Below are 26930 nucleotides of genomic sequence, written 5' to 3'. Positions count from 1 at the left end.
GAGTTGAAACAAACAATTATATTGATTTAGGGCCGATTAGAATAGAGATTTGGTAAAAAAAAAGGAACATGGAGATGTCTACAAAACAGGCTTTCTCTTGGTCGTTAGAGAAAATCATAAAAAAACTTTCAGAAATCGCACGTCAAATTAACGAGTTTGGGACTCGGGAGAGAATTTTGCAGTGTGCGGTAGAAGAAACCAGGCTGCTGCTGCAAACCGATCGCGTAATTATTTATCGCTTCCTACAGCATGAGGATAGTGTAGTATTGGCCGAATCCGTTGGTGACGAGTGGTCGCACATCCTGGGACAACTGATTTATGACCCTTGCTTTGAAACAACCTGGTTAGAGCGTTACAGCCGGGGAGAAACCAGCAGCATTTGTGATATTCACAGCGGTCATCTTCAAGCTTGTCATGTCGAATTGCTCTCGCGCCTCCAAGTGCAGGCCAACTTAGTTGTACCAATTTTGCTAGATGGCAAACAGCAGCAATCTCCCAAGCTTTGGGGACTGTTGATTGCTCATCAATGCAGCAGTCCGCGTCAGTGGGAACCTCTCGAGGTTCAGATCCTGCAACACGTTGCAGTGCAGCTCGGCTTGAGGATGCGGCAACTGGAATCTCACCACCCGATACTAGCGCCAAATCAACCGCTGCAACTGGAAACAGCACCGGAGCGAACCGATCGGAATACTTCAAGCGCGCCAAGAGTCAACCATCACAATTGCTTGCAACCAGAGTTTGCGTGTTCCCCGATCGGGGATATTGTCCACCTCAGAGCCTTTGACTTGTTGCAAAACCCGATCTGGATATTTGATATCGAGCATTTGCAAATGTGGTGGGCAAACCAAGCATCCTTGTACCTGTGGAATGCTTCGACGCGGGAAGAACTCGCGGGCCGCAACTTTAGCGATGTGTCGGAGTGTACTCGGATTCGCTTGCAGAGCTATCTGCGACAGTTTGAGCAAGGCAAAACCTTGTCGGAGCCGTGGACGTTTTACCCGGGTGGTTTGCCTGTTTCTGTGCGCTGTCGGTGCTCTGGTATTAGGATTGACAGCGGGCGTTTGGCGATGCTGGTGGAGGGTAGGCTGGAAACTCATCAAATCGACCCGGAAACCCTGCGATCGATCGAGGCACTGCGGCACACCACGCTGATGGTTTCGCTGTACACTCTCGAAGGCTTGCCGCTGCTGCAAAACCCGGCCGCCTTGCGCTGTTACGGAGATGCGCTGCACCCTCGCTCTGCGACAGATAATGCTTTTGTGAGGCACTTTGTTGACCCTCAGGTAGGAGAGCGAGCAATGGCAGTTCTTAATTCCGGCGAGGTGTTTAGCGCGGAGGCTCAAGTGATTACTCTGGCGGGGATTCGGTGGCACGGGATGGACGTGCGGTGTATCAACGACCCCGTAACAGGCAACTTGATGTTGCTGGTGAACGAAAAGGACATTACTCGCCGGCAGGAGACAGAAACAGCCCTGCAACAAAGTGAAACCCGGTTGTCTGAAGCCCAGCGGGTTGCCCACATCGGTAACTGGGAATTTGACGTAATTACGGGTAAAATTACCTGGTCTCCCGAACTGTTCGAGATTTTGGGACGCGACAGGGCACTGGGCGAACCTACCTATGAAGAAAACCTGCGGCTTTACCATCCCGAAAGTGCCGAACAGCTACACCTGGTAGTTCAACGAGCGCTCACTCGCGGAGAACCCTATCGATTGCGGCTCAAAATCTTGCACCCGAATGGTTCTATCCGCCATACCGAAGGCAGGGGACAGGCCGAACTCAATGCAGAGGGACAAGTCATTCGGTTGTTTGGCACAGCCCAAGACATTACGGATCTTGTCCAGGCGGAAACAGAATTCAGAGAAATGAGTACAGCCCTTGCTAATGCCGTCGAAGGCATCTCGCGGGTGGATATTTGGGGAAGGTATATCAGCGTCAATCAAGCCTATGCCAATATAGCGGGTTATCAGCCTGAAGAAATGGTTGGTATGAATTGGCAGAAAACAGTTCATCCAGAAGATCTCGACATGATGATGGCGGCTTATCAAAAAATGCTAGCTGATGGCAGAGTGGAGGTTGAGGCCAGGGGTATCCGCAAAGATGGCTCGATTTTTTACAAGCAATTGGTGATGTTGGCAGCCTACGACTCGCAGGAGCGATCGATCGGGCATCACTGCTTTATGAAGGATATCACCGCTCGCAAGCAAGCAGAAGCAGCATTACAACAAGAGTTCCAGCGTCTGGGTATAGTGATTGCTACCCAACAGGAAATCGCCATCCGCAATCCTAACCTGGATGCAGTTATGGCGGTGATTGCAGAGAGGACTCAAGATTTGACCCGCGCCGATGGAGCAGTGATTGAAATCCTGGAAGGGGATGAAATGGTGTATCGGGCAGCGAGTGGTATTGTCTCCGCCTATATTGGATTACGGCTCAAAGTAGGGACAAGTTTATCGGGAAAATGTATTGCGACCGGCCAAATCATGGTTTGCGAGGATTCAGAAACCGATGCACGGGTAAATAGGGCTGCCTGTGAGCGCATTGGTCTCCGGTCAATGGTGGTTGTTCCCTTGTTCTATCAGGACGATCGGGTGGGCGTCTTAAAAGTGCTTTCAGCTACACCCTCTGCCTTTACCGAGTCAGATATTCAAACTTTACAACTGATGGCCGGGTTTCTGGCAGGCAGCCTGCATCTGGCTTCAGAGTTTGATGCTAAAAACCTTCTCCTGAGTCAATTGCAGGAGAGCGAGGAACGCTACCGTTCTGTGATTACTAGCATGACAGAAGGTGTCGTACTCCAGCTAGCAAACGGACAAATTACTGCCTGTAATGCAAGTGCCGAAAGAATTCTCGGGCTGACCCCCGAGCAAATGATGGGGCGCACATCCGTAGATTTAGACTGGCGAACCGTTCGGGAGGATGGCCAACCGTTCCCGGGCCAACAGCATCCGGCAATCCTCACCCTGCGCACGGGACAAGGGCGATCGAATGTGGTGATGGGCATTCACAAATCGGATAAAACGCTGACTTGGATTTCGATTAATTCGCAGCCGCTGTTCCATCTCAATCAGTCTAAACCCTATGCAGTAGTGACGACTTTTGCTGATATTACAGAACGCAAGCAAGCCGAGGAGATACTCAGAAACCGCGCCGAACAAGAAAGATTAATTGCTACGACAGATGGGTTAACACAAGTAGCAAACCGCCGCTGTTTTGATGAGCGGTTGCAGTTGGAATGGCACCGACTGATGCAGGGCCAACAACAGCTTTCGTTGATTATGTTGGATGTAGATTATTTCAAGCGATATAACGATTTATACGGACATCAAGCTGGGGATACTTGTTTGGTGAAAGTCGCGAAAGCCGCAGCAGCCGCGGTTAAACGTTCCGCCGATTTGTTTGTGCGCTATGGGGGCGAAGAATTTGCTGCTATCTTGCCAAATACGGATGCTGCAGGGGCGATCGCAGTTGCTGAGTCGATGCGACAGGCAATCCGAGATTTGGCAATCCCTCACGAGCAATCTGATGTGAGCGCGATCGTGACTGTGAGCATGGGAATTGCTAGCATGGTTCCCTGCTGCGAAAAATCGCCCGAGGAACTGATTGCCGCATCCGATCGAGCATTGTACGATGCGAAACGACAAGGGCGCGATCGCTTTTGGGCCGAAGCACAAACCAGATAACGGCGCGAGATTTCAACCCAGTTGTAGAATAGGCGAAAAATGTCGATCTCGCCAAACTTCACCCATCGCGTGCGTAGGCGTAAGCCGGGGCGTAGCCATCGCACAGCTATCAAAAGGACAGCCAAGCGTGTATTTATATCTAATCCGTCACGGTATCGCAGCCGATGCCGAAGAATACGAAACAGACTCAGAACGCCCGCTGACTAAAGAGGGCGATCGTAAAACCCGAAAAGTCGCCCAACGGCTGTACGATCTCGAAATTCAGTTCGATCTGATTCTCGCCAGCCCGCTAGTGCGCGCCTCGCAAACCGCGCAAATCCTGCTTTGGGCGGGTTTGAGTTCCAAAATAGCAGAATCCGCCGCCCTGGCACCCTCAGGAGGCATCGGGGACTGGCTGAGGTGGTACAAGCAGTGGCAGGAAACAGGCAGCCGCAGCTTGGCCCTGGTAGGCCACCAACCAGATTTGGGCAATTGGGCTGAAACTTTGCTTTGGGGGCGATCGAACGACGCGCTCATCGTCAAAAAAGCAGGTATCATCGGCTTAATCCTCCCCGAAACCGGCTCCCCAGTCGGCCGCAGCCAAATGTTCTGGCTGACTGGGCCCAAGTTTTTGCTCCCCTAGACAGATGAGAGGCCCAGAGGGGGAGAGTGTGCGAGAGGGAGAGTGTCCGAGGGGGAGTTTTGATAGGGGATTTAAATATACAATTTAAAGGCACTACAGCTTATTAACAGGACGCGCCAGCTCTCTATTACCCGCATTCTCGGAGGCAAAAACTGGGTTTGAGGGGGGAAAAAATCTAGCGGTGCGATCGCTCCCTCCGTTGAAAAATCCGGTTTCTGAGCCCGTGCCAGCCCCTGAGTCGCGAATTAAATGATTATTTGTCAAGACGGTGACACTATCTTGGTTTCTGGTAATGTACTTTCAGTAGATTGAACTCACACAATACGGTATCGCAATGGTCGTCGGCGAATTCAAACCAGGTTTAGAAGGTGTTCCCGCCACCTTGTCCAGTATTAGTTACGTAGACGGACAAAAAGGGTTGCTGGAATATCGCGGGATTAGCATTGAGGAACTAGCACTCAAAAGTTCCTTTGTGGAAACTTCATATTTATTAATCTGGGGCGTACTTCCGACAAAGGAAGAACTAGAAGCCTTCGAGCATGAAATTCGCTATCACCGCCGGATCAAATATCGCATCCGGGACATGATGAAATGCTTTCCCGAAAGAGGACATCCGATGGATGCCCTGCAAGCTTCCGCAGCGGCTTTAGGTTTATTTTACTCGCGCCGAGCTCTGGCTAACCCAGCATACATTCGAGAAGCTGTAGTGCGACTGCTAGCTAAGATTCCCACAATGGTAGCAGCGTTCCAACAAATGCGGCGGGGTAATGACCCGCTGTTGCCGAGGGACGACTTGAACTACTCAGCTAACTTTCTGTATATGCTCAACGAGCGAGAACCCGATCCGCTGTTGGCTAATATTTTTGATGCTTGTCTGACTCTCCACGCGGAACATACAATCAATGCTTCTACATTTTCGGCAATGGTAACAGCTTCGACGCTGACAGATCCTTACGGGGTGATTGCTTCAGCAGTTGGTACTTTGGCGGGGCCGCTGCACGGGGGAGCGAATGAAGAAGTGATTGAGATGTTGGAGCAAATTGGTTCGGTAGAAAACGTGCGGCCTTTTGTCGAGAAGTGCGTTGAAAATAAGGACAAAATCATGGGTTTCGGACACCGAGTTTATAAGGTGAAAGATCCGAGAGCAACTATTCTTCAAGGGTTAGCGGAACAGTTGTTTGACAACTTCGGCCGCGATGATTATTACGACATTGCTGTCAAGTTGGAAGAAGTGGTTGAGGAAAAATTGGCTCACAAAGGAATTTATGCCAATGTAGATTTCTATTCGGGTCTGGTTTATCGGAAAATGGGAATTCCGACTGACTTGTTTACGCCAGTTTTTGCGATCGCCCGCGTTTCCGGCTGGCTGGCCCACTGGAAGGAACAGCTAGAAGCAAACCGCATTTACCGCCCGACTCAAATCTATACGGGGACTCACGGTGCTCCTTATATTGCGATCGAGGAAAGACCCCCATCTTAAAGCATAATGAGCAAGCGCGATGGTAAATGGCGATCGCAAAAACAGTTCGTAGTGCGGACTTGGGTCCGCAAAAAGCTGCGGACCCAAGTCCGCACTACGAACTTTGCTTATTGCGGTAAATCGATCGGACATGATATGAAGTGTTGAATCAAAAATTGCTTTCGCCTTGCGAGTCAGGAAGCAATCTCTGTCTGCTAAAAGCTGCCGTGCTGGGTTTCACCCCTCTTGTAGGTTGTGCTGTTCGTTGGCGAGAATAGTCACAAGTGACGATTTTCAGGAACTCCGGGCCTCAGACTTGCGGGTCTGAGGTTTTTTATTGGAAGATCGCCAATAAGTTTCGGTAGGGTGCGTCATTTTTGGATTTAGCAAGAAAAACTAGGGTGAAACTCAATACGTTTCACTTAAGATTGTCCGCAGAGAGGAACGCTATACATGAACGCGATCTTTTATGAAAGCAATCTCCGTATCTATTTTTCATAGTGTTTTACCCCCAGGGCTGTCTTAAGTAAACCGTATTGACTTATAGAGTGCGTAAGTCCTCTCTACCGAGGAGCAAATCCTATTTGTATAATTTTTCGTGTTGCTTTACTCACAGTTATGACAGCATTACATCCTTTACAACCATAATTTGTAGTAATTACCCACTCTTCCTTGCCTGAATAGACGTGGATTGGGTCGAAAAAAGGCCATCCTTGTTGTTCACATATTTCCTGAGCGATCGCACGAGCTCGATCTACAGTCATTTTTTGACTATTATTGTTGGCTGCCATATCCGTCTGATTTAGAAAAAACTACGTGCTAATACCATTTATCAAAAGTCTTGTTACACAACAATTGTTTGTTGGGCGGAGTGAAACGGAGGGTTGTGTTTTCAACGATTATCGCTTGGTGCGGATCTGTCAGATTGTTGCTCTTTCTTGATGAATTTTCGATGTGACGCACCCTACGAATAATGTTGCAATAGTTGTGAAAATAGGTATAAATTATCGGTTCAGAGCGCAAGGGCCGCCAGGGGTTGAAAACCCCTGTCTCATAGCGCAAGTCGGTTGAAACCGACTGAAAAAAAACATTAAAATACTTGTAAAAAATGTATTTTTCAGTTTTCTTTTAGAGGACTTTCGCTATGAGACGGGGGTTGAAAACCCCCGGCGGGCTTGTGGATTAGCGTACAGATTTTGACTTGTTTTGACAAGACGCCGTTTCAACCGCCAAATCTACACAGATTGAGTTACGTGATGGCGGCTAGTCAACTTATCCAATTGATTCACCAACAAACTCAGGAACAATCCCACATCCGTAACAACTCCAGTAGATTCGATCGACCCCCGATCGCTCAATTTCGTCACCACAGCCGGATTAATGTCCACACAGACCATCTTCACACCCGCGGGCGTCATATTTCCCACACCGATCGAATGCAGCATAGACGACAGCATTAACACCATATCCGCGCCCCGCAACAGCTCAGTATATTCTTCTTGAGCCTTAACCAAATCCATTTGCGTGTCGGGAAGCGGCCCGTCATCGCGGATCGAACCGGCTAGAGAATACGGTATATTGTGCTTCACGCACTCGTACATCACACCGCTAGTAATCACCCCTGCTTCAACGGTTTTAGCAATACTGCCATAACGCCGCACAGTGTTAATCATTTTCAAGTGGTGGCGGTGTCCGCCGCGCACAGCAACGCCGCGTTTCATGTCAACTCCCAAAGAAGTTCCCATGCTCGATTGTTCCATGTCGTGAACTGCGATCGCATTTCCACCCAACAATGCTTGCACGTAACCTTCGCGGATCAAATGCGCTAAATGTTCGCCGCCGCCGGTGTGGATGACAACAGGCCCCGCCGTCACTACAACTTTACCGCCGCGATCGCGAATTTGGCGCAATTCCCACGCTACTTGTTCCACCACCAATTCTACGCGGCGCTCGCTAGAAACGCTCCCAGACATAAAGCTAAATTCTTGAGAATTGCGCTGTTCCCGCGATTCTGTTTTGCGGACGGTGCGGATTCCAACCACATCAACAACGACTTTTTCACCTACTTTTAAATCGCGCAATAATTTGCACTTAGCCACCGGGCCTTCCGCAGTTTCAGTAATAGCAACTGCGCCGTCCATCCGCTGATTTTGCGCCTTTATCCACTGACCGTTTACCCGCACTTCCGTGGGATAAATTGTACTAACGTAAAAGTCGTCGGGGCCGACACCATCTTGCACGACATCTTCTAAAATAGCATCGCAAATCTCTTGCGGCGGAGGAACTGCACCCAAGTCAATCAGCAGTCCCATGATTTCTTCCATCACATCGTGGGAAGGAGCCGAAACTTTAACGTCCGCAGATGATGTGCTTTGCCGCTGCTCTCCTAAATTGAAATTCAGCACTTGGAAACTGCCGCCGTTTTCGATAATTAAGTCTAAAGCGCGACTGATTAAACCAGCATCGAGCAGGTGGCCTTCCATGCGAATTGTGCGGCTTTCTACCATCACGTTTGCCGATCGATCTTCTTGCACCGGTTCCGTCACCCGCAGCGTCAGGCACTTAGCTGCGCCTCCGGCTTTGAGAAATTCGCTCAGCGGCGTTTCGATTACTTGGAATCCGGCCTGAGTTATGCGCGTTTTCAAGCCTTCGCTAACCTTGTTCATTACCACAATTTTGTCAATATTGACGGCATTGCAGGCAAAATTTGCGGCATCTGCTTCTTCAATGGCAATGCGTTTTTCCGGCGCAACTCGCATTTCAATTAAGCGGTTGGAATAGGAATCAAATGCTGCTGGATAGTAGAGCAAATAGCCGCCTGTGAGGGGACAAAAACAGGTGTCTAGGTGATAGAAACGTTCGTCTACTAAACGCAGCGAAAGCACTTCAATGTTGAGCCATTTTGCGAGTAACGGGTGCGAGTCGAGTTCGGAACGGAAGCCGTATCCTGCCCACAGCCAGCGTCCTTCGCGATCGAGCAAAGCATCGCCTGCACCCTCAAACGGCAAGTCTTTCGGCAGTTCGTGCACGGTGAAACCTTTGTTTTCAAACCATGCTTTAAAATAGGGTTCTTCGCCTTGGCGCTCTTTGTGATAGAAACGGCTGAGCACGAAGGTATTGCCTAAAAGCAAGCCTGCGTTGGCGGTAAACACCATATCCGGCCAGCCTTTTTCGGGCGGTACGAGGTCTACAACGGCGTTGTCTTTGAGGACGTGGTAAAGTTTTTCCCACTGTTCGACGGCGCGATCGCGCGATGATTTGTGGACGTTTCCCTCCATCCACGGGTTAATCACGTAGTCCACGTCGTAGTGGTCGGGAGCGCACATGAGGAAGCGAATTGAGTCAGTCATAATTCAGTTAAAATGTGGTAGACGCTACAGCAGACGTATGTTGACAGAGTTTGTATAAGAGCAACTGTAATATCCACTACTAATTTTAGCAGCGGAACGTCTGGGCCCCCAAAAGGTCAACTTATGATTGTATCACGCTCGGGATAAGATTTAACACAACGACAGACCTTTTGCTTGAAATACTTAATAAAAGGTTTGATCCTTCGGACTTTAGTCCTCAGATTATGAGGACTAAAGTCCTTACTACAAACCAATTTTACTTTTCACTGTTTGCGAAATCGGTAGTTCGATCGCAAATTCTGTTCCCCGGTCAACTTCTGAATGACACCACAACTTACCGCCGTGGGAGTCTTTCACAATTTGGTAACTAATCGACAATCCCAAACCAGTGCCGCTGCCGATGGGTTTGGTAGTAAAAAACGGGTCAAACATCCTTGACTGAACATCGGGAGGGATACCTGGCCCATTGTCAGCAATCCGCACAACAACTTGATTGTCCCTATTTATTTCAGTGCTAATGCGAATCTGAGGATTTTTCTCACACATTTGTCCGGCATCATTTGTAACTGTTGAAATATTGTTTGCTAATGACGAATGACTGATGACTAATGACTCTTCCACAGCATCGATCGCATTCAACAGCAAATTCATAAATACCTGGTTTAATTGCGCCGGATAACACTCGACATTTGGCAGTTCGCCGTAATTTTTAATAACTTGAATCTCCCGACGTTGTGGCTGCGACTGCAATCGGTGCTGCAAAATCACCAAACTGCTCTCTATCCCTTCATGAATGTCGATTACTTTGCAATCTTTTTCGTCTAGTCTAGAAAAATTTCGCAAAGACAGCACGATCTGCTTAATTCGGTTTGCACCTCCTTGCATTGAAGCCATGATTCTCGGGAAATCCTCAGCGATAAAATCCACTTCGACTTCTGCCAATTCTTCGGCTATTTCTGGAACTGGTTGGGGATAGTATTGTTGGTAGAGCTGGAGCAATTTTACTAAATCCTGAGCGTACTGTGCGGCGGGAATAATATTGCCGTAGATGAAGCTGATGGGGTTATTAATTTCGTGAGCAACTCCCGCTACCATTTGCCCGATACTTGACATTTTTGCGGATTGAATGAGCTGGGATTGAGCATTTTTTAAATCTTCCAGAGTTTGTGCTAGCTGTTGTGCTTTTTCTCGTTCTCGCTGTTCGCTAAATTGCAAATTTACTTCGGCTTGTTTGCGATCGCTAATATCGATATGCGTGCCCGTCATCCGCAAAGGATTTCCCGCAGCAGATCGTTCCATCACCTTCGCTTGACTCAAAATCCACTTCCACTCGCCGGATTTTGTCAGCATCCGAAATTCCTTTTCGTAAGTCGGCTCTTTGCCTTCTAGGTGAGCATTTAGCGCTGCTTTAACCGGACGCAAATCCTCTGGATGTACCAGTTGCTCCCACGATGCGATATTATTTTCTACCTCCTCTACTTCATATCCTAGCATCGTTTTCCACCGCGAATTAAAATAGACTTCTCCCGTGACAAGATTCCAATCCCACAATCCCATCGCACTGCCTTCAAATGCCAGATAAAAGCGTTCTTCGCTAAGAAGCAAAGCTGCTTCGGCTTGTTTGCGATCGGTGATATCCATTACTGTTCCCAACAGTTTGATTACTTCTCCTGTTTCGTTAAAAACAGATGCTCCCCTTGCTTCCAAGTATCGGATTTGACCGCCCGAATGCAAAATTCGGAACTCTTTTTGGTAGGAAATTCCTGGTGAGATAGCGCGGCTGACAGTTTGTTTGAACAAGTTTCTGTCGTCGGGATGATACATCGGTAAAAGTTGGTCATATGTCGGTTCAGGCGCGGTTGAGTCAAGACCAAAAATGCGGAATACTTCTTCTGACCAACTGATTTTATTTGTGAGGACATCAAATTCCCAACTGCCGATACGGGCAATTTTCTGGGCTGCTGCTAGACTAGCTTCGCTCTGTTGAAGTTTAAGTCGCTGCTGTTTATCTTGTTCGAGAAGATTGGCTTGGGCGATCGCAATTCCCATTTGTGCCGCCACAGTTTTCAACAATCCGATCTCATCTGCCGTCCATTGGCGGCGATCGTACTGGTGCAAGCACATCATTCCGTTGGGTTTTCCCTGGTAGGAAGTGCGGACGGCTATCATCGACTTCAGATTTATTTGAGAGCACAAATCTCTGACATTTTCTAGCAGCGGTTCTGCAAAAACATCGTCCGAAACTACAACTCTATCTTGGGACAAGACAAACTGAACGTGAGGATTGCCCTCCACGGGAATTTCTAAATCTAAAAGCGATTTCCCTTCAGATTTTATGTACTGCGCCACACAAGGAAGGCGGGGAATTGGGTCTTCGGTGTAGATGTGAATCAAGCAGCAATCGGCATTAAAAACGCGACAGATTTGGGCCGCCGCTGTTTGAAAAACTTGATCCTGCTTTAAGCTGTAGCGAATTTCGAGAGTAATTGTTTCTAGCAGAAATCTTTGCTTGATTTGCCGTTCCAAAGCAGCTAAAGCTGTTTTAAGCTCAAATTCTGCTTGTTTGCGATCGCTAATCTCAGTAGCAGTTCCCAGAATCTTCCAAGCTTTGCCATCCTCTGTTCGGGTAAACACGGTATCCCGGCTAAAAAACCAGCGATATTCACCGTTTTTGTGCTGGATTCGGTACTCAAACTCAAAGATTTCACCGTCTTTTGCTGTCTCAATCCTGCTGATATGTTCTGAGAATGCCTGCAAATCATCAGGGTGTATTAAGTTACGAATAAATGCTGATGGCATTTGCTGTATTTGTGCCAGCGAGTAGCCAAGATCCGTATACAGTTCGCGATTGAGATATAAAATCCGCTCTTCGATCGCATCGTAAATGTACAAAACATTAGGATTCATTTTAATTACTGCCGACAGCCAGCGCTGACTTTCTCGCAGTTGTGCTTCGACCCGCTTGCGTTCTTCTATTTCTGCTTGCAGCAGCGCATTTTGTGCTACAATTTGCTTAGAAAGACGACTGAGCAGCAGTTGATTTTCGATGCGGCTCACCACTTCTTCTGTTTGAAACGGTTTAGTAATGTAGTCTACCGCCCCCAGCGAAAAAGCTTTGACTTTATCAAATACTTCATGTAAAGCACTGATGAAAATCACAGGAATATCTTTTGTTTTAGCGCAAGCTTTTAGCTGTTCGCAGACTTGATAGCCATCCATACCGGGCATCATGATGTCCAGCAAAATCAAATCCGGTGGAGTCGATCGCGCAAAGTTGAGAGCGATTTTGCTATCCCGTGTCGGCCGCACTTTATATCCCCGCTTAGACAAAAGCTGGGATAAAAGGCGCAAGCTTTCTGGGTGGTCGTCAATCATTAAAATGTTTTGTTGTAAGCTCTCGCTTTCAGATGCCCGCGTTTGTGTTTTTGCGTATTTTTTATCAGATATATTCACAACAGACTTGCCTCAAAGTAGGATTTTTTAAGGGGCATTAAAAATTATTAAAGTCTACAACTATTTGTCAATAGAACTATTAGCTTGCAGCAGCAAGAGTATTTGGTAGATATTGATTTATGGCGCGGATTTGAGCAGTAAAAGTTTCAATCAGCTCCGCATCCTATTTTTAGAGCGCTGGTGGTCAATGAGCGACTGTATGCGATGCTTTTATCAGCTATAGCAGCATAAATCAGACCCTCAGCTTTTTTTGCGATTGAGGCAGTGGAACTGTCGGATCGATCGCCAATCTAGGACACCCCTGATATTTGTAATAATTGTATCAAAAATGTCTGCATTATTAAAACGCTTCGCATAAAAATATCTGAGGATCTCGATAAAACAGCCGATCTTCCTCAAATTACCGACAAATCGGCCAAATTTAATTAAACGTAGAACTTTTACCATGTTTAAAACCCTGTTTTGGCTGTATTTATCGGGTTGCTCGGAATTGTGTTTTTTCAGTAAATTTACTTACTTTCTTTCGGCAACTGCACAAGCCCTGACAAGCTCTGACAATATCTTATATTTTGTTTGGGCGATCGGGTTAATTTATCAAAATTTAGGGGTTTAAAACCCCCGCCTCAAGGCGGAATGTTTTTAGGGTGGGGTATAAATCCCCATTCTAAAAACCTCGCTGTCAACTGTCAACTGTCAACTGTCAACTGTTTAAGGAACTTTTGTATCAGCCTGCAATTCACCGCAAGCCGCATACACGGCTTTCACATTATACCAATTCAGAAAAATCCGAGCAATTTCTAAAGCTAACTGCGGCTTGCCTCGGTCAATCAACCACTGCAAAAAAGGTTTCATTGTGCGCTCGTTCAGCATCCCGCCCAAAGACAAAACACCCCACAGTATTTGGTGCAAAACAGTCATTTGAATCATCAGCCGCACTTCCCAACTCGGGTGTTTTTGATAAAACAAAACTCCCATTCTCCCGCGCTGAATTTCTCGGTCAATCATCCCCGGAATTTGCTCTAAACTAAAAGGTGGATGCCAGTGATAGCCGACCGCCTGCGGACATTTAATCAATTTTAAACCTAATTTTTTCAACCTGACACCCAATTCTAAATCTTCCCATCCGTACAGTTGAAAGCGATTGTCAAACAATCCAGCTTGCAGCAGCCAGTGGCGGGCGATCGCCACATTTCCCGTAGCAAAATAAGCGGCAGAAAAATCAGTTATTTTGTAAGGTTCCGCAGTGGGATTATCGAAATTGCAAGTATTAATCACGCTGCCGTAAGTAAAAACCGCATCAGTATCCTTGTAAGCCTGTAGCAAAGCATCTGCGTGCGATCGCAAAAAATGCTTTGTTACCACCAAATCGCTGTCAATAAAAATAATCGTGTCGCCCTTAGCATCTTCAACGCCCAAATTCCGGGCGGCGGCGGGGCCTTGGTGAGATTGACAGATCGATCGCACGTGACACAACTCCTCCCCATTGGCCGCCAACCACTCGATCGTCCCGTCCGTCGAACCGTCATCGACTACAATCACCTCATAATCTGTGACACTGTTACCAAACTGCTGATTTTCCAAAGCCCGCAGACATTTTGCCAAAATCGGTTTACGATTGTACGTCGGAATCACAACACTAAAAAACACGGCTTTACCCCATCGCCACAGTTACCGTATCCCACGGTAGCAGATTTTTCGCAGCAACTGGGCCGGGAAATAGCCAACTCTAGCAAAAAAAGAATATCTAAATCTGTACTATTTCTGACAAGAATCGATCTCAATTAGGTGCATAATAAAAAGTCGGTTAAATTCCAATACGGTTGGGTGAAGCCAGATCCCCCCTAACCCCCCTTGTCAAGGGGGGGACAAGAACTCGATCGACAGTCTCCCTACAACCAGGGGGAGTAGGGGGTATGCAAGGGCGATTTCCGGGCAATAAACAGTCTTAACCCAACCGTATTAAGTTAAATTCAGGATGTAAATAGCAATGAGTCGCGCTAAAAAAGTTGTCCTAGCATATTCCGGCGGAGTCGATACCTCTGTCTGCATTCCTTACCTCAAGAACGAGTGGGGAGTCGAAGAGGTAATTACTCTGGCGGCGGATTTGGGACAGGGAGATGAATTAGAACCGATCCGCAAAAAAGCTTTAGCATCGGGTGCTTCGGAATCGTTGGTAATCGATGCTACGGAGGAATTTGTCAAAGATTATGCGTTTCCAGCAATTCAAGCTAACGCGCTTTACGAAAATCGGTATCCTCTTTCTACGGCGCTGGCCCGCCCGCTGATTGCTAAATTGTTAGTAGAAGCTGCCGAAAAATACGGTGCAGATGCGATCGCCCACGGTTGCACCGGCAAAGGAAACGATCAGGTGCGGTTCGATGTGTCGATCGGCGCGCTCAATCCCAAGATTAAAATTTTAGCACCGGCGCGGGAGTGGAAAATGAGCCGGGAGGAAACGATCGCTTACGGCGAGAGATGCGGCATTCCGTCGCCGGTGAAGAAGTCTTCGCCTTACAGTATCGATCGCAATTTGTTGGGAATGGCGATCGAAGCCGGCATCCTCGAAGATCCTTGGGCGGAACCGCCGGAAGAGGTGTTTTTGATGACAAAGGCGATCGAACAAACACCCGAGACGCCCGAATACATTGAAATCGGTTTTGAATACGGAAATCCTGTCACTCTCAACGGCAAAGATTTATCACCAGTCGCCTTAATTACCCAACTAAACGAAATAGTTGGAAATCACGGAGTCGGGCGCATCGACATGATTGAAAACCGCCTAGTCGGGATTAAATCGCGGGAGATTTACGAAACTCCAGCGATTTTAGTTTTGATGCACGCACACCGAGACTTAGAAAGTTTGACCTTGACAGCAGATGTCACGCGGTACAAGCGCGGCATCGAAGAAACCTACAGCCAAATGATTTACAACGGTCTTTGGTACAACCCTTTAAAAACAGCGTTAGACGCATTTATTCAGGACACGCAAAAGCGAGTAACTGGAACTGTGCGGCTCAAACTGTTCAAAGGAAATGCGACAATTGTCGGCCGCAAATCAGAGAACTCGCTGTACAGTTTTGACTTAGCAACCTACGGCGCTGAGGACGAATTCGACCACAAGGCGGCGGAAGGATTTGTCTACGTTTGGGGACTGCCAACACGCATTTGGTCGGAGAAAAATAGAGGGTAGAAATTTGTAGGACGCATAAGTCCGCCAGGGGTTAGAAATTTGTAGAGTGCATCATTCCGCAGTCCGCCAGGGGTTTAAACCCCTGGCTCAGAGCTGCGAGTCCTCTGAAAGAGGACTGAATAATTTATGAGTTTTTTAATTAACCCGATCTGAATTCGATCGAAGTTTTTCAGTCGTCTTTAGACGACTTTAGCTTTGAGACGGGGGTTTAAACGAACGGCGGACTGTGCCACTAACATCGGTTAATTAACTGTGCAACTAACATCGGTTAATTAGCCTAATTACATCTAAGTTTTTCAGTCGTCTTTAGACGACTTTAGCTATGAGACGGGGGTTTAAACCCCCGGCGAACTCCCCACCTCATTTGCTAAACTATAAATATAATAATTAAAAAATCCCCGCAAATGCCATGACTGCCTCAATCTCAAAACTTATTCAAACAGATATTACGGCAACCGCATCCCAAGGTCAAACAGCCACTTGGGAAGATTACTTGGCTTATCGCGACGCTCAAAACGATGATAACATCGGATTGTTCTTTAATGGCGATCGGCTCTTGGTCATCGATATGGGAAAAGAAGGAATCAATCACGCCAGCATCAATAACTTGTTTACGATGTTATTTGCGTTCTGGTTTAGTCAAACACCAGGACTGATATTCACTTCTCTGGGCGGCTGCTTGCTAGAAAAACCTAAAAAGCAAGCTGCATCGCCAGATTTAATGCTTTACCTGGGCAGCGAATACCCAACTTGGCAAACAGGAGAACGGCGTTATATCAATTTAGAACAGTGGCGAGTACCCGATTTAGTTGGCGAAATTTCTGACACAACTTTAACAATAGATTTAGATGAAAAAAAATATCTCTATGCCGATTTGGGAATTCCTGAATATTGGGTAATTGATGTTAAAGGTTTGCGAGTTTTCGCATTTAGGTTGCAGTCAAACGGCAAATATCAGGAATGCGAGACTTCTCTAGCACTGTCTGGACTGCCAATTTCTTTATTGAATCAAACTTTGGAACGTTTGAATGCAGAAACAAATGGCAGTGCAGCTATCTGGTTTGCTCAACAGATTGCAAGCTTGAAAACAGAGTGATTATTGTGCTATAATATGATTGCGGATACTAGAATCATAAAAAACTTAATTCGGGAAAAGCAATGATTGCTAATAAAAGCCAAAATTACATTTCCCCAGAAGAATACCTGAAATTAGAGGAACTCAGCCCTTTCAAGAATGAGTATATTCGGGGCGAAGTCTATGCAATGGCTGGTGCAAGCGATGCTCATGTGACTGCGGCCGGAAATTTATTTGCACTGTTGAGAAATCATGTTCGAGGAACAGGCTGTCGCGTCTATATGTCAGACATGAAAGCCCGAATTGATACAGCAAATATCTACTACTATCCTGACGTGATGGTGAGTTGCGATGAACGGGACAAAGCTTTTAAATCTCTGAAAAAATATCCTTGTTTAATTATCGAGGTTTTGTCTGATGGAACTGAAGGATTCGATCGGGGAGATAAGTTTGCTGACTACCAGGAGTTAGAAACGCTTCAGGAGTACGTATTGATTAGCCAAAAGCGGCAGCGAGTGGAGTGTTTTCGCCGCAATGCTGAGGGGTTGTGGGTTTTGACTTCTTATACGCCCGGAAGCGAAGTTTACTTAGCTAGTGTTGACTTTCGCACGAGTATTGATAGCATATATGAGGATGTAGTGTTTGCTGGGAATGATGCGGAAATAGAGACTTGAACGAGTGGCTAGCTTAAAAACAGGGCGAGTGCGGTATAATAGAAATGGTGAAGTTTCCGAGCAAAAAAACATAATTGCAAATATGCCAAAATACTTGACAATTGCAGAAGCGCAACAACAACTACCAAAGTGGCCCGATGACTTAGTAGCAGAGCCAGCTATCATCACTAAGAATGGGAAACCGGCAATCGTTGCCCTCAGTTTTAAACAATTTGAATCTTTGTTAGAAACGATAGAAATTCTCTCCGACCGCGAATTTATGGCTCAGTTGCGATCGGGCATCCAACAAGCCCAGAAGGGAGAAACAATAGACTTACAACAGTTGAAAGCATAGTTAAACTTTTGATTATTAATAATCGCGCTTTTTCATACCTATTCCTGACTCAATATTTCCAAAAACTCTTGCACAACTAGATCCGGTTGTTCGCTGCATCGGGTAGCGTCGTAATGTTTGACAAGACAGATGCCAGAATTTATCGCCAGAATATCTACCGCTTCATCTTCTGCTGCATCTTCGGGCCCGTCAACTTCAAGAATCCCTAGTTTGCCTTGGTGGAAGACGAGAAATTGAGCTTTTTGGTTTTGTCTGCCGGCGGGTGTTGTCACTCGCAGTTGAGTGTTGGGGATGAAGAGTGCGGAAGTGCGATCGAGCGTTTCGGCAATTTTCACTTGTGCTTCTGAGTGAAAGCAAAAACCGTTCCAGTCAATTGTGTTTTCCGAGTGAGGCTGAGTTTCCTGGTTTTGTTCATCTTCACTCAATGTATTTTCTTTATTTGATTCAGTGCTAGGATCGGTTATTATTGGTTTGTGTGAATCCGTTTGGCACAAATCAGCTTTTACTAAGTTTGCAAATAGTCCCGCTCCACTTAGGTTTGCTCCACTAAGATTTGCGCCGCTGAGATTAACTTCGATGGTCAGATTTCGCTGTACGCTCACTTGATTTCGCCGTAAGTATCGCTTCATAACCGACTTAAGGTTATCTTTTTTAACCTTTTCTTCAAGTCCTTTTGAGAGTAACTTCCATAGTTTGGCACCAGCATCTTTGATATAATCAGGTTCATACCCGTTGCTTTTAGCCATTTCTATATAAGAACTGCCTTCCCAGGATTTCCGAAAGACTAGCTCTTGAACTTTGTTTAGGGCTTGGTAGTCTAGAGCGACTTCTACAATGTCTAGTGCTTCGTCAACGGTCATGGGTCAAAGTCCCCTCACATCTAAAACCTCTCCAACGACTAGATTATACCGCAACAGGTAAAGATTCTCGTCAGAGGAGCGATCGACTCCGTTATTACTTTAATGTTACTTTTGTATTACTTTTATGCTACTTTTTGACCTTTTAAGGTAGAGGTGGATTTGGTATAGTTTTACAAAAGCAGTTAGAACTTGCAGCCTTTAAATGGTGTTAACGCAGAGAGTTATTTAGTAACTTTTACTGTAATTGCTGTCTCTGTCAGCGAAAAAATAAACTTTTATTCAGCCAAGTTGAGGAATTTTATATGGAACCTGTAACATTAACGGCTATTGGAACCGCAATCGCTACGTTAATTTCAACTAAAGCACTTGAAAAGACGGGTGAAAATCTGGCAAATAAGATATTTGAGGATGGTAGCAAATTGCTATCCCTGCTCAACAGGAAATCTTCCAATATAGTAAGCTCGATAGAACTAGCTGAACGGCAGCCTCTCAATTATAGTAAAGCTGTTACTGAGTTACAAGCAGCAGCACAAGATCCTGAAGTTGCTAAAGCAATTATTGAGTTACAAGCATCAGTAAATCAAGATAAAACTTCCAATATTGCTCAAATGATTCAACAAGTAGCAGGTGATCTCAATTCTCACCAGCCAACCGTCGTAAACTATAGCAAGTTGGCAGAGGATATCAAGAATGTATTTCAGGGAAATACTTTTCACGGAGGAAACTTCTGACTGAACCCTCCCGATAGCCAAACAAGCCAAAAAGGTAATGATGAAGATATGGCACCCGTAGTAATTGGTTTATTTGGTGTGGTTATATTAGGAATTATCGCACTGGTAATAGTAGGCCCGCCAATTCGTTTTCCACCTCCAACAGAAACAACACCTCCTCCTACTAAACCAAATCCTGAGTATTCTCCATCGCCCACGCTCAATCCTTTCCCTACACAGCAAACTTCACCGAGAGCATCACTACCTCCTTCCCCTGTACAAATTCCTGCTGACCATAATCCTTGCAAAGCAGAGCAAAATGGCAGTACCGTAAACATTGGTTTTTTGGAGGGTTTTTGCCCATTCGTTGGTAATCTTAGCTCTAATAATCGAGAGATACGTTACCGTTTTAAGATAGGTAATCCCAGTAATATAAGCCTGTTTTTAGATGACGTGAATAGCGCAGTAGAAATATATCTATATTCCGATAAAGATGGCACAGGAGTAATTGGAGATAATTATGGATATACCTCTGCTTATAAATTTCAATCAGCAATGATTAAAAAAGAATTGAAGGAGGGGAGCTATATTGTTGTTGTGAAATTGAAAGCTAGAGACACCAAATATTCACTTCAAATTGTTAACGATACAAGTCAAGTTGAAAATGTTGGTTCTGTGGAGCAAAAGACTATTCCCAAAAATGGCAGTGTTAGTTTAAAAAAACGAGAGCAATTTTACGGTTTCAAACTAGACAATCCTAGCAGCATTAGTCTATCTTTAGATGGTGTCAGTAGCGAAGTAGAAATGTATTTATACTCAGGCAAAGGTGGAGTAATTGGAGATAATTATGGATATACATCTGCTTTTAACTCAAAGCCAGGACTAATTAAAAAAGAAGAGTTGCGAGCAGGTAATTACATTGTTATTGTGCGGTTAAAAGCTACAGAAACCCATTACACTCTTACTATGTCGGCTCCATAAACTTATGCTACATAGTACACTAATGATGACGATCGCACTTCCTCTCCTCACTTGTTCGTCATCTTCTCTGACAGATTGCTAACAGGTTTTTGAAGTGCGATCGCCCCACATTATTTACCACATAAATAGTTCTTTGTCTACATAAACATATTTGCCCAAAACCGTCAGCGGCATCATCTCCCCGCTGCCAAGCAAATCAATTGAAACCCCATCTCGAATCAATATTTTAAACAATTCCTCGTCATCTTTTAGCAAACTAGCATCTAACTCAATAACTTGACCTTCTTCCCTCATTACATCCAACAAATCAGCAGTAGATACCTGAAATATTTCCTGATTATTGCACCGCGCAGTCAAGGAATTGCCGTAACTGCCCGTAGCCTCAATATCAGATATTGCCCATTGGTTTAAGAGATAATTTTTGTCTAAATACTCAAGGATTTTTGCAACTCTCAATTCCAGTTTTTCCTCTGCTTCGCAGCAAAGCGTCACAGCCCATTTTTGACCGATATTGTAGGTAATAGCCGATTTTTCAGATTTCATAATGCTTCCGGGATTCTACTTCTAGTAGGAGTACCACCGGTGGGATTTGGTGTCCATCGATGTTGATGCGGTGGCGGTAGATGATCTGGACGGGGATTTCCATTAGGATAGGTGGGACTTGTAAAATCAATATCTCTGACTGGTTGCCCTGACTCATCAAATTCTCGCGCCTGATAAATCCTCTGGTTATAAGTATCGTATCTTAACTGAGAATGAGCGCCTAAAGCATTTGGATCCGGTCTTGATTCCCCAAGTCGCGGCGGTTGCTGGTTTTTCAGCACAAGTGTGCCATCTGCATAGCGTGAGTGAACTGACAATCTAAGTTTATGCTTTTTGCTCGATCGACTTAATTATTATATCAGTTCACTCCTCCGACTCAAAATCCACGCGATCGAACATTTCACCCAACGCCATCTTAACTCAATCCAGGAACATCCTCATACAAAGCAGAGATTGGACACTGAAAATTGATACTAGCCAACTCCAGACATTCCCCCTCACCGCAGGAAGAAAAAACCCAACGCCCTGCGACATCGCGACGGTAGCAATCTACATTCATCCGCTGTTGACCGATTAATACATATTCTTGCATTGTTGAGAGCGATCGATAATCCGCAAATTTATCTCCCCTGTCAAACGCCTCAGTTGTGGGAGATAGGACTTCCACAATTAGCGAAGGATAGCAGATAAAGTCGGCAACAGAAGTAGTATCTCGTTCATCGCAAGATACAGCTATATCTGGATAATAAAAGCTATTAATTGTCTCCAATCTTACTTTTGTATCGCTCATAAAAACCAGACAACCACTTCCGCGCAAATGATTTCTCAGCAGAGTTGCTAAATTTAGACAAATCAAAACATGGGGATTACTTGCCCCTGCCATTGCATAGATTTGTCCGTTCCTGTATTCATGCTTGATGGGACTTACCAGTTCACCTTCTAAATAGTCTTTAACTGAAACATCAGGAGAATTTTTGTTGGCAATCATGAGGTTTTTCTCGACTTTTCTGATTGAATCTACTCGCTTAATTCGATTCTTATATTCTGTCCAGTCGTTCTCTCGCGATATCTCGGCCGGGGCGGGTTTTTGAGATTGTCAATTATTGGCCGGTATTGTTAGTGAACCCGCCCCTACAAGAACTACGGTCAATTGGTCGGACATAATATTACTTAATCAAATTGTTCGAGGGCGATCGCTCACTCCTCCGACTCAAAATCCACGCGATCGTACATTTCGCCCAAAGACATCTCAAACTGCACCGAACTCAACACCAGAACCGCATCAGCACCATCATACTCAGACAAAACCCACTTATTGTCATCCGTCTTGCAAAACTGTTCGACGTGCATCTCGTACTGATCGATCAAAACATACTCTCGAAAACTAGGAATAGAACGAAAAAGTTTAAACTTGCCACCCCTGTCATAGTCCGCCGTCGATTCCGATAAAACCTCCGCTACCATCACCGCATTAGTAATCGTATCTTTCCTACCCTCAGCAAACTCCAATTTTCCCGCCACCAACATCACATCGGGATAAGTATAAACCCGCTTCGACGGTATCCACAAACGCAAATCATTTATAAATACTCGATATGGTTGTCCTTTCGTAGCCAGATTTAGCGCCCCATAAAAATTGCCAGCTATTTGATTGTGATTTGGTGTTCCGCCTGTCATAGGAATTATCTTGCCATCCTGATATTCACTTCTAAATTCTGCCCCCTCTTCCAGCATTAAATACTCTTCAGTGGAGTAATAAATTTCAACTTTTCCCTCAATTACTTCTTCGCGAATTTCTGTTGATGCCGTCATACTACATCCTTTTGCGATCGTACTCACAATTATAACCGGATTATCCGCAATCCAAACAACCGCTTAAAGCTCACTATCTGTGATTTTAATTACCTTCCCCTCAAACTCAAAACCCCGATACCAACCATCTAAATACTTATCCATATTAGGCTTAATCCACAGCGCCGCTTCCCCGTGTCCCAACTCCACAGCGCGATCGACTAATTCATACCAACCCGTCAGAGGCTTCCCCGTCGCTTCCACCGCTTGCAAACAATCCCAAACAAACTTTGGTACAGATACCGGCGACACCGCATACCTCAACAATTCCTCTGCACCTTCGGGTGAAACGATCGCATTATTCTCAACCCAAATCATACCCACATCCTCTTCTCTTTCCCCTTGCCAATTCACCTCACCTCTCAAAACATAACCCCAAGGTTCGATAAAATTGTTGATAATATACTGCAACCATTCCACATAATCATAAAACTTTTCCATGCCATTCCACTGAATCCCCCCGCCGTCAGCAGTCGGAATCCACTGACACCACAATCCTGGCTGAGTCTTCGGCGGGCGGTTGTAATTTACGATCGACAATTCCGACTCTTCATCCCACTTTTCATTGACAAAATAGCAGCCTTCTTCGCCCAAAGGCAAACCCACCGCCATTCTCGCCGCATCGGGAACATCTAGCAAAATTTCAGGATTTCGCTTCATCCGCCTCGTCCGAGAAAACTCCAATAAGTAAAGAGTTTCGCTGTCCAATAACCGCTTGTTTAAATGAAATATTCCGTCAAAAATTGTAGTGTATCCCATATTTAAATCCTTCCCAATTAAAGATCGAATTTGCAGCAAATAATTAATGTAGTCCTGGACGCACGGGCGGTCAGAAACCGGGTTTTTTAACCAAAAATCTTCGTTGTCACCCAGAGATTAGGTAAAAACCCGACAAAAACGGTTCGTAGTGCGGACTTCAGTCCGCTATCAGGCTGCGGACTGAAGTCCGCACTACAAACCAATCTTATTGTTGTCAATCCACGGGAGATGATATGATGCGTCTAGGACTGAATTGTTATATTCCTATTTTGCACGATACCAAACATAAGGACACAACAATACAAAAAATAAGGACACAACATTGTTGTGTCCCTACTTGGCGCGGTAACTTAGACAAAGACACAACATTGTTGTGTTCCTACTTAGTCTTGTCCAAATTGCGCGACTCCAACCAAATAGGAATTGCAATCCAAGCAACTGCTAACAGCAAAGCAACTACCGCAAATTGAGCCGCCCAAGCTACCAACTTCTCCAAAGACACAACTTGTCCTAGGAAATATGACAAACTTACCATGACAGATGCCCAACTTGCTGCACCCAGAACATTGAACAGCGAAAATTTCCAAAAGGGCATTTCTGCGATACCCGCTAGGGGGCTGGCAAAAATTCGCAGCAGTGCGATGAAACGACCCAAAAATACGGCTTTAGCTGCATTTTCGCTAAACTTTTCTTTTAAGTCAAACAGTTGTTCTTCCCGAAAGCGGAAAAATTTTCCCAGCTTCAGGAGCAGGGGCCAGCCGCCGTATCTGCCGATCGCATAACCGAAATTTCCGCCCACAGTCGCACCGGCGATCGCGCTTCCGAGCACATACCAGTAATTCAGTTCCCCGCTGCCGGCCAAAAACCCGCCAGCAATCGTAATCGTCTCGCCTGGGAGAGGGACTCCCAGATTTTCTAGCAAAATTCCCAGAAATACAGCCCAGTAGCCGTAATCTCGCGCAAATTGCTGAATAGTCTCTAACGATAAAAACTCAAAAGACATTCGATACTGCCTTCGTAAACTTTTGCTCTTCTCAATACTTTTATATATTGGCTCGATTCCGCCAATAGTGCAATCTTTCGCTGTGATGAAAAACACACTACACTTGCGATCGCTCGCCCAACTAAAAATTAGCCTTCAGGGCATTATAGATAAATCGAGAATTGTTGCGGTTGCCGGACGCGCGATCGCCAGCCAGTTTTCCTACTCAATTTATCACAAGTGCGATCGCCACCGCTTTCACAGCAGCCCCGATCGCCCATCCTAAAACATACGCTGAAATCCGCTGATTTTCTGAACAGAATCAGCAACTGAACTCACTTATTCGTACTGTACAATCCTAGGATAACTGCTATGGAATTTCCCAACTTCAACCAACACATCATCCTGCAACCTCACAACTGCCTCGACTCCCAAGCAGGCAGCCTCCTCCAGCAACAGCTAGCAGAAATTTTGCCCGATCGCCACAAACTCTGGGTAATTGACATGGGCGACGTAGATTTTATCGACAGTTCCGGCTTGTGCGCCCTAGTCGGCGGACTCAACGCCGCCCGCCACCGGGGATGCCGCCTCGTCATCTGCAACCTCTCAGTCACAGTCAGGTTAATATTTGAAATTACTCAACTCGACCAACTCTTTGAAATTTTCGACAGTTTCGAGCAAATTATCTCAACACAAACTCCCGCTTTAGTTGCTTGATAAAAATTATATTATGTCCCCTTAATTGCCCATAACTAGGTTCGCAGTAAGGACGAAGAGTCCTGATTGATTCATCAAGAGAGGACTGAAGTCCTCACTACAAACACAAAGAATTAATTTCTATATCATAAATCGGCTTATTTGTCAAGCAATACCAATGACAGACAAATAAATCCGGCACTTGAACGCCGACAGAAGCGATCGCAGGTGCAGCCGGAAAAGGCCAAAGTCGATCGAAACAAATCCTTTCCCCTACGAACCCGAACTGCATCAAATAAGTCGCCGGCGGCGCATTTAAAAGATGCAGCAAGCGGTAAGCCAACTCGTACAACTGCTGCCGCCAAACATCCGACAAATGCAGCGGTTGACGGTAACTCAACTCGCCCGACAAGTTGTCAGATTCCGCAGCGATCGCCTCAGCATACAGCGGCCCCTTTGCCGTCAACACCACAGGCAGCCAAAAATTGCCATCGCCGACGGGCACTTGTAACTCCTGGGCCACTCGATCGCGCCCCGCCGAAACGTTGCGGCAAAATCGAAACACATCTTGACCCGGAAAAACCAGATCGGACGGCAGATCCAGCGTCAAAGGACAAACGATCGCCCCACCATCCGATCGCGCGCCAGAATTGAGTTCAGAAACCGCACATATCTGGACATCAGTAGTTAAAGGATCGGATTGAGCGATCGCAGCCTTGAGACGATCGGCCGCGCCCTCATCGCCGCCCGCCACAATCAAAACCTTAGACATTGCCAAAGCTCGGCATTTGAATCCCGCGATCGTCATCAGGATCGACGCTCGGCAGATCCAGGCCCTTCGCCTTGCGATTGCGCACCGCCAGACGGTAAGTAACGCTTTGCAACTCGGTGTGCAACTGGCGGTTTTCCTTTTGCAGTTGATCCAATTTTTCCTTAATCGGCTCGATCCGTTCGGCAAACTTCTGGCGGTAAACCCCCGGCAATTCCTGAACCACTTGTTCCAGCATTCTAGAGCGATCGGTCAATTCTTGCACCGACTGCCGCAGTTGGTAAACCTCTGCATCCCGCTCGGCGATTTGTTCCTGATAAAAACCCACCTGTTCTTCGACAGCTTGCAGTTGTTCCCGCATTGCCTGCATTTGAGCTTGGTGGCGATCGGAAACTTCCGGCGCCGGCACAAAACTCGAATTTCCCTTCACCAGCCTAAAAAGTTCTTGAGACAACTGCTGCACCAATTGGTCGCGCATTTGCAGCTCTTCGGTGAGACGAGATACCTCTGATTGCAGTTCTTTTGAGCTTACCAGTTTAGTTTGATTCACAATGACTCTCAGCTTTTGCTATAAAATGTGTTTCTTTAAAATATCTTTGCCTTACCTCAGAGGCAAGAGGCACTTTAAAAGTTTTGAACCCGTGCCTGCTCGATCGATCTTCGGCCAACTGCCCAGCCCAGTTTAACTCACATAGCGGCACCAAAGTCAGTCGATTTTAGATTTTAGATTGGGGATTGCTGATTCTATAAGGGTTTGGATCGCGGGCCTACAGTTGCATTATTTTGGGAAAATATCGCGTCAAATCCTGGCAGAACTCACCCAGAGCGACTAAAGAAACCGGGTTTTTTACCGATATTTAAGGGTTTGAGCCAAATATTTGGTTGAAAAACCCGGTTTCGACGCACAAGTTTACTTCAAGCGGACTCGCTTACCTCAGA

22 protein-coding genes are annotated in these 26930 nt (G+C 45.9%); 11 read left to right on the top strand and 11 right to left on the bottom strand.

Annotated elements, in window-relative coordinates; translation table 11 throughout:
• Positions 1-74 precede the first annotated feature (74 nt).
• The 3 genes from QUB63_RS17285 to QUB63_RS17275 all read left to right on the top strand — a co-directional run bounded on the left by QUB63_RS17285 (position 75) and on the right by QUB63_RS17275 (position 5785).
• Positions 75-3683, top strand: coding sequence for a diguanylate cyclase domain-containing protein (locus QUB63_RS17285; protein WP_332946491.1), 3609 nt, complete (start codon positions 75-77; stop codon positions 3681-3683).
• Between the two features lie 127 nt (positions 3684-3810).
• A complete protein-coding gene (sixA, locus tag QUB63_RS17280) occupies positions 3811-4305 on the top strand; it encodes a phosphohistidine phosphatase SixA (protein ID WP_332946532.1) in 495 nt (164 codons plus the stop codon).
• 334 nt (positions 4306-4639) lie between these two features.
• Positions 4640-5785, top strand: a complete 1146-nt coding sequence (locus tag QUB63_RS17275) for a citrate synthase (protein ID WP_332946490.1) — start codon at positions 4640-4642, stop codon at positions 5783-5785.
• A 1214-nt stretch (positions 5786-6999) separates the two neighbouring features.
• On the opposite strand, the gene argZ is transcribed toward QUB63_RS17275, so the two are convergent.
• From argZ to QUB63_RS17260, 3 genes are all read right to left on the bottom strand, one after another.
• The gene (gene argZ, locus QUB63_RS17270; protein WP_332946489.1) at positions 7000-9114 is read right to left on the bottom strand and encodes a bifunctional arginine dihydrolase/ornithine cyclodeaminase; all 2115 of its coding nucleotides are present in this window, start codon (positions 9112-9114) and stop codon (positions 7000-7002) included.
• A 243-nt stretch (positions 9115-9357) separates the two neighbouring features.
• Entirely contained in the window at positions 9358-12489 is a 3132-nt protein-coding gene (locus QUB63_RS17265) for a PAS domain-containing protein (RefSeq protein WP_332946488.1), read from the bottom strand.
• Between the two features lie 786 nt (positions 12490-13275).
• On the bottom strand, positions 13276-14214 hold the full coding sequence (locus QUB63_RS17260; RefSeq protein WP_332946487.1) for a glycosyltransferase family 2 protein: 939 nt from the start codon (positions 14212-14214) through the stop codon (positions 13276-13278).
• Between the two features lie 340 nt (positions 14215-14554).
• Here QUB63_RS17260 and QUB63_RS17255 point away from each other — a divergent pair, with 340 nt between their 5' ends.
• The 4 genes from QUB63_RS17255 (at position 14555) to QUB63_RS17240 (ending at position 17840) form a co-directional block, all read left to right on the top strand.
• Positions 14555-15757 carry an argininosuccinate synthase gene (locus tag QUB63_RS17255; protein ID WP_332946486.1) on the top strand — a complete coding sequence of 401 codons (1203 nt, stop codon included), beginning with the start codon at positions 14555-14557 and terminating at the stop codon, positions 15755-15757.
• A gap of 409 nt (positions 15758-16166) precedes the next feature.
• Positions 16167-16853, top strand: coding sequence for a Uma2 family endonuclease (locus QUB63_RS17250; protein ID WP_332946485.1), 687 nt, complete (start codon positions 16167-16169; stop codon positions 16851-16853).
• 62 nt (positions 16854-16915) lie between these two features.
• Positions 16916-17506, top strand: a complete 591-nt coding sequence (locus QUB63_RS17245; RefSeq protein ID WP_332946484.1) for a Uma2 family endonuclease — start codon at positions 16916-16918, stop codon at positions 17504-17506.
• Positions 17507-17510: 4 nt separating this feature from the next.
• Complete coding sequence (locus tag QUB63_RS17240; protein ID WP_332946483.1) at positions 17511-17840, top strand: type II toxin-antitoxin system Phd/YefM family antitoxin; 330 nt, start codon at positions 17511-17513, stop codon at positions 17838-17840.
• 38 nt (positions 17841-17878) lie between these two features.
• Here the strand turns inward: QUB63_RS17240 and QUB63_RS17235 are convergent, their stop codons facing one another.
• A complete protein-coding gene (locus QUB63_RS17235) occupies positions 17879-18700 on the bottom strand; it encodes a pentapeptide repeat-containing protein (RefSeq protein WP_332946482.1) in 822 nt (273 codons plus the stop codon).
• A gap of 302 nt (positions 18701-19002) precedes the next feature.
• Between QUB63_RS17235 and QUB63_RS17230 the strand changes: the two genes are divergently transcribed.
• Complete coding sequence (locus tag QUB63_RS17230) at positions 19003-19431, top strand: hypothetical protein (protein WP_332946481.1); 429 nt, start codon at positions 19003-19005, stop codon at positions 19429-19431.
• Between the two features lie 48 nt (positions 19432-19479).
• A complete protein-coding gene (locus QUB63_RS17225; protein WP_332946480.1) occupies positions 19480-20391 on the top strand; it encodes a PPC domain-containing protein in 912 nt (303 codons plus the stop codon).
• A gap of 114 nt (positions 20392-20505) precedes the next feature.
• Here QUB63_RS17225 and QUB63_RS17220 read toward each other — a convergent pair whose 3' ends face one another.
• From QUB63_RS17220 to QUB63_RS17200, 5 genes are all read right to left on the bottom strand, one after another.
• Positions 20506-20934: a hypothetical protein gene (locus QUB63_RS17220; protein ID WP_332946479.1), complete on the bottom strand. Its 429-nt coding sequence runs from the start codon at positions 20932-20934 to the stop codon at positions 20506-20508.
• A 415-nt stretch (positions 20935-21349) separates the two neighbouring features.
• Positions 21350-21922 carry a Uma2 family endonuclease gene (locus QUB63_RS17215; protein ID WP_332946478.1) on the bottom strand — a complete coding sequence of 191 codons (573 nt, stop codon included), beginning with the start codon at positions 21920-21922 and terminating at the stop codon, positions 21350-21352.
• 209 nt (positions 21923-22131) lie between these two features.
• Positions 22132-22746, bottom strand: coding sequence for a Uma2 family endonuclease (locus tag QUB63_RS17210; RefSeq protein ID WP_332946477.1), 615 nt, complete (start codon positions 22744-22746; stop codon positions 22132-22134).
• A 63-nt stretch (positions 22747-22809) separates the two neighbouring features.
• Positions 22810-23544, bottom strand: coding sequence for a hypothetical protein (locus QUB63_RS17205; protein WP_332946476.1), 735 nt, complete (start codon positions 23542-23544; stop codon positions 22810-22812).
• A gap of 379 nt (positions 23545-23923) precedes the next feature.
• Positions 23924-24547, bottom strand: coding sequence for a DedA family protein (locus tag QUB63_RS17200; protein ID WP_332946475.1), 624 nt, complete (start codon positions 24545-24547; stop codon positions 23924-23926).
• An 85-nt stretch (positions 24548-24632) separates the two neighbouring features.
• Between QUB63_RS17200 and QUB63_RS17195 the strand changes: the two genes are divergently transcribed.
• Both QUB63_RS17195 and QUB63_RS17190 read left to right on the top strand, forming a co-directional pair.
• On the top strand, positions 24633-24812 hold the full coding sequence (locus tag QUB63_RS17195; RefSeq protein WP_332946474.1) for a hypothetical protein: 180 nt from the start codon (positions 24633-24635) through the stop codon (positions 24810-24812).
• Positions 24813-24898: 86 nt separating this feature from the next.
• Positions 24899-25243, top strand: a complete 345-nt coding sequence (locus tag QUB63_RS17190) for an STAS domain-containing protein (RefSeq protein ID WP_332946473.1) — start codon at positions 24899-24901, stop codon at positions 25241-25243.
• Positions 25244-25340: 97 nt separating this feature from the next.
• Here QUB63_RS17190 and QUB63_RS17185 read toward each other — a convergent pair whose 3' ends face one another.
• Positions 25341-25994, bottom strand: a complete 654-nt coding sequence (locus QUB63_RS17185) for a hypothetical protein (protein WP_332946472.1) — start codon at positions 25992-25994, stop codon at positions 25341-25343.
• On the bottom strand, positions 25987-26541 hold the full coding sequence (locus QUB63_RS17180; protein ID WP_332946471.1) for an Npun_F5560 family protein: 555 nt from the start codon (positions 26539-26541) through the stop codon (positions 25987-25989). The genes QUB63_RS17185 and QUB63_RS17180 overlap by 8 nt, the downstream gene beginning before the upstream one ends.
• Positions 26542-26930 lie beyond the last annotated feature (389 nt).

The organism is Microcoleus sp. ARI1-B5 (assembly GCF_036705795.1).
Taxonomy (GTDB): domain Bacteria; phylum Cyanobacteriota; class Cyanobacteriia; order Cyanobacteriales; family Microcoleaceae; genus Microcoleus.
Note: the sequence above shows the minus strand (reverse complement) of the source record. Positions and strands in the feature narration are given on the sequence as shown.

Coding starts and splice junctions, on each gene's coding strand:
- QUB63_RS17235 (WP_332946482.1), bottom strand. CDS start 18,700: ATGACCGTTGACGAAGCACTAGACATTGTAGAAGTCGCTCTAGACTAC.
- QUB63_RS17255 (WP_332946486.1), top strand. CDS start 14,555: ATGAGTCGCGCTAAAAAAGTTGTCCTAGCATATTCCGGCGGAGTCGAT.
- QUB63_RS17185 (WP_332946472.1), bottom strand. CDS start 25,994: ATGTCTAAGGTTTTGATTGTGGCGGGCGGCGATGAGGGCGCGGCCGAT.
- QUB63_RS17220 (WP_332946479.1), bottom strand. CDS start 20,934: ATGAAATCTGAAAAATCGGCTATTACCTACAATATCGGTCAAAAATGG.
- QUB63_RS17250 (WP_332946485.1), top strand. CDS start 16,167: ATGACTGCCTCAATCTCAAAACTTATTCAAACAGATATTACGGCAACC.
- QUB63_RS17210 (WP_332946477.1), bottom strand. CDS start 22,746: ATGACGGCATCAACAGAAATTCGCGAAGAAGTAATTGAGGGAAAAGTT.
- argZ (WP_332946489.1), bottom strand. CDS start 9,114: ATGACTGACTCAATTCGCTTCCTCATGTGCGCTCCCGACCACTACGAC.
- QUB63_RS17265 (WP_332946488.1), bottom strand. CDS start 12,489: ATGATTGACGACCACCCAGAAAGCTTGCGCCTTTTATCCCAGCTTTTG.
- QUB63_RS17230 (WP_332946481.1), top strand. CDS start 19,003: ATGGAACCTGTAACATTAACGGCTATTGGAACCGCAATCGCTACGTTA.
- QUB63_RS17195 (WP_332946474.1), top strand. CDS start 24,633: ATGAAAAACACACTACACTTGCGATCGCTCGCCCAACTAAAAATTAGC.
- QUB63_RS17285 (WP_332946491.1), top strand. CDS start 75: ATGTCTACAAAACAGGCTTTCTCTTGGTCGTTAGAGAAAATCATAAAA.
- QUB63_RS17245 (WP_332946484.1), top strand. CDS start 16,916: ATGATTGCTAATAAAAGCCAAAATTACATTTCCCCAGAAGAATACCTG.
- QUB63_RS17190 (WP_332946473.1), top strand. CDS start 24,899: ATGGAATTTCCCAACTTCAACCAACACATCATCCTGCAACCTCACAAC.
- QUB63_RS17205 (WP_332946476.1), bottom strand. CDS start 23,544: ATGGGATACACTACAATTTTTGACGGAATATTTCATTTAAACAAGCGG.
- QUB63_RS17275 (WP_332946490.1), top strand. CDS start 4,640: ATGGTCGTCGGCGAATTCAAACCAGGTTTAGAAGGTGTTCCCGCCACC.
- QUB63_RS17225 (WP_332946480.1), top strand. CDS start 19,480: ATGGCACCCGTAGTAATTGGTTTATTTGGTGTGGTTATATTAGGAATT.
- QUB63_RS17200 (WP_332946475.1), bottom strand. CDS start 24,547: ATGTCTTTTGAGTTTTTATCGTTAGAGACTATTCAGCAATTTGCGCGA.
- QUB63_RS17215 (WP_332946478.1), bottom strand. CDS start 21,922: ATGATTGCCAACAAAAATTCTCCTGATGTTTCAGTTAAAGACTATTTA.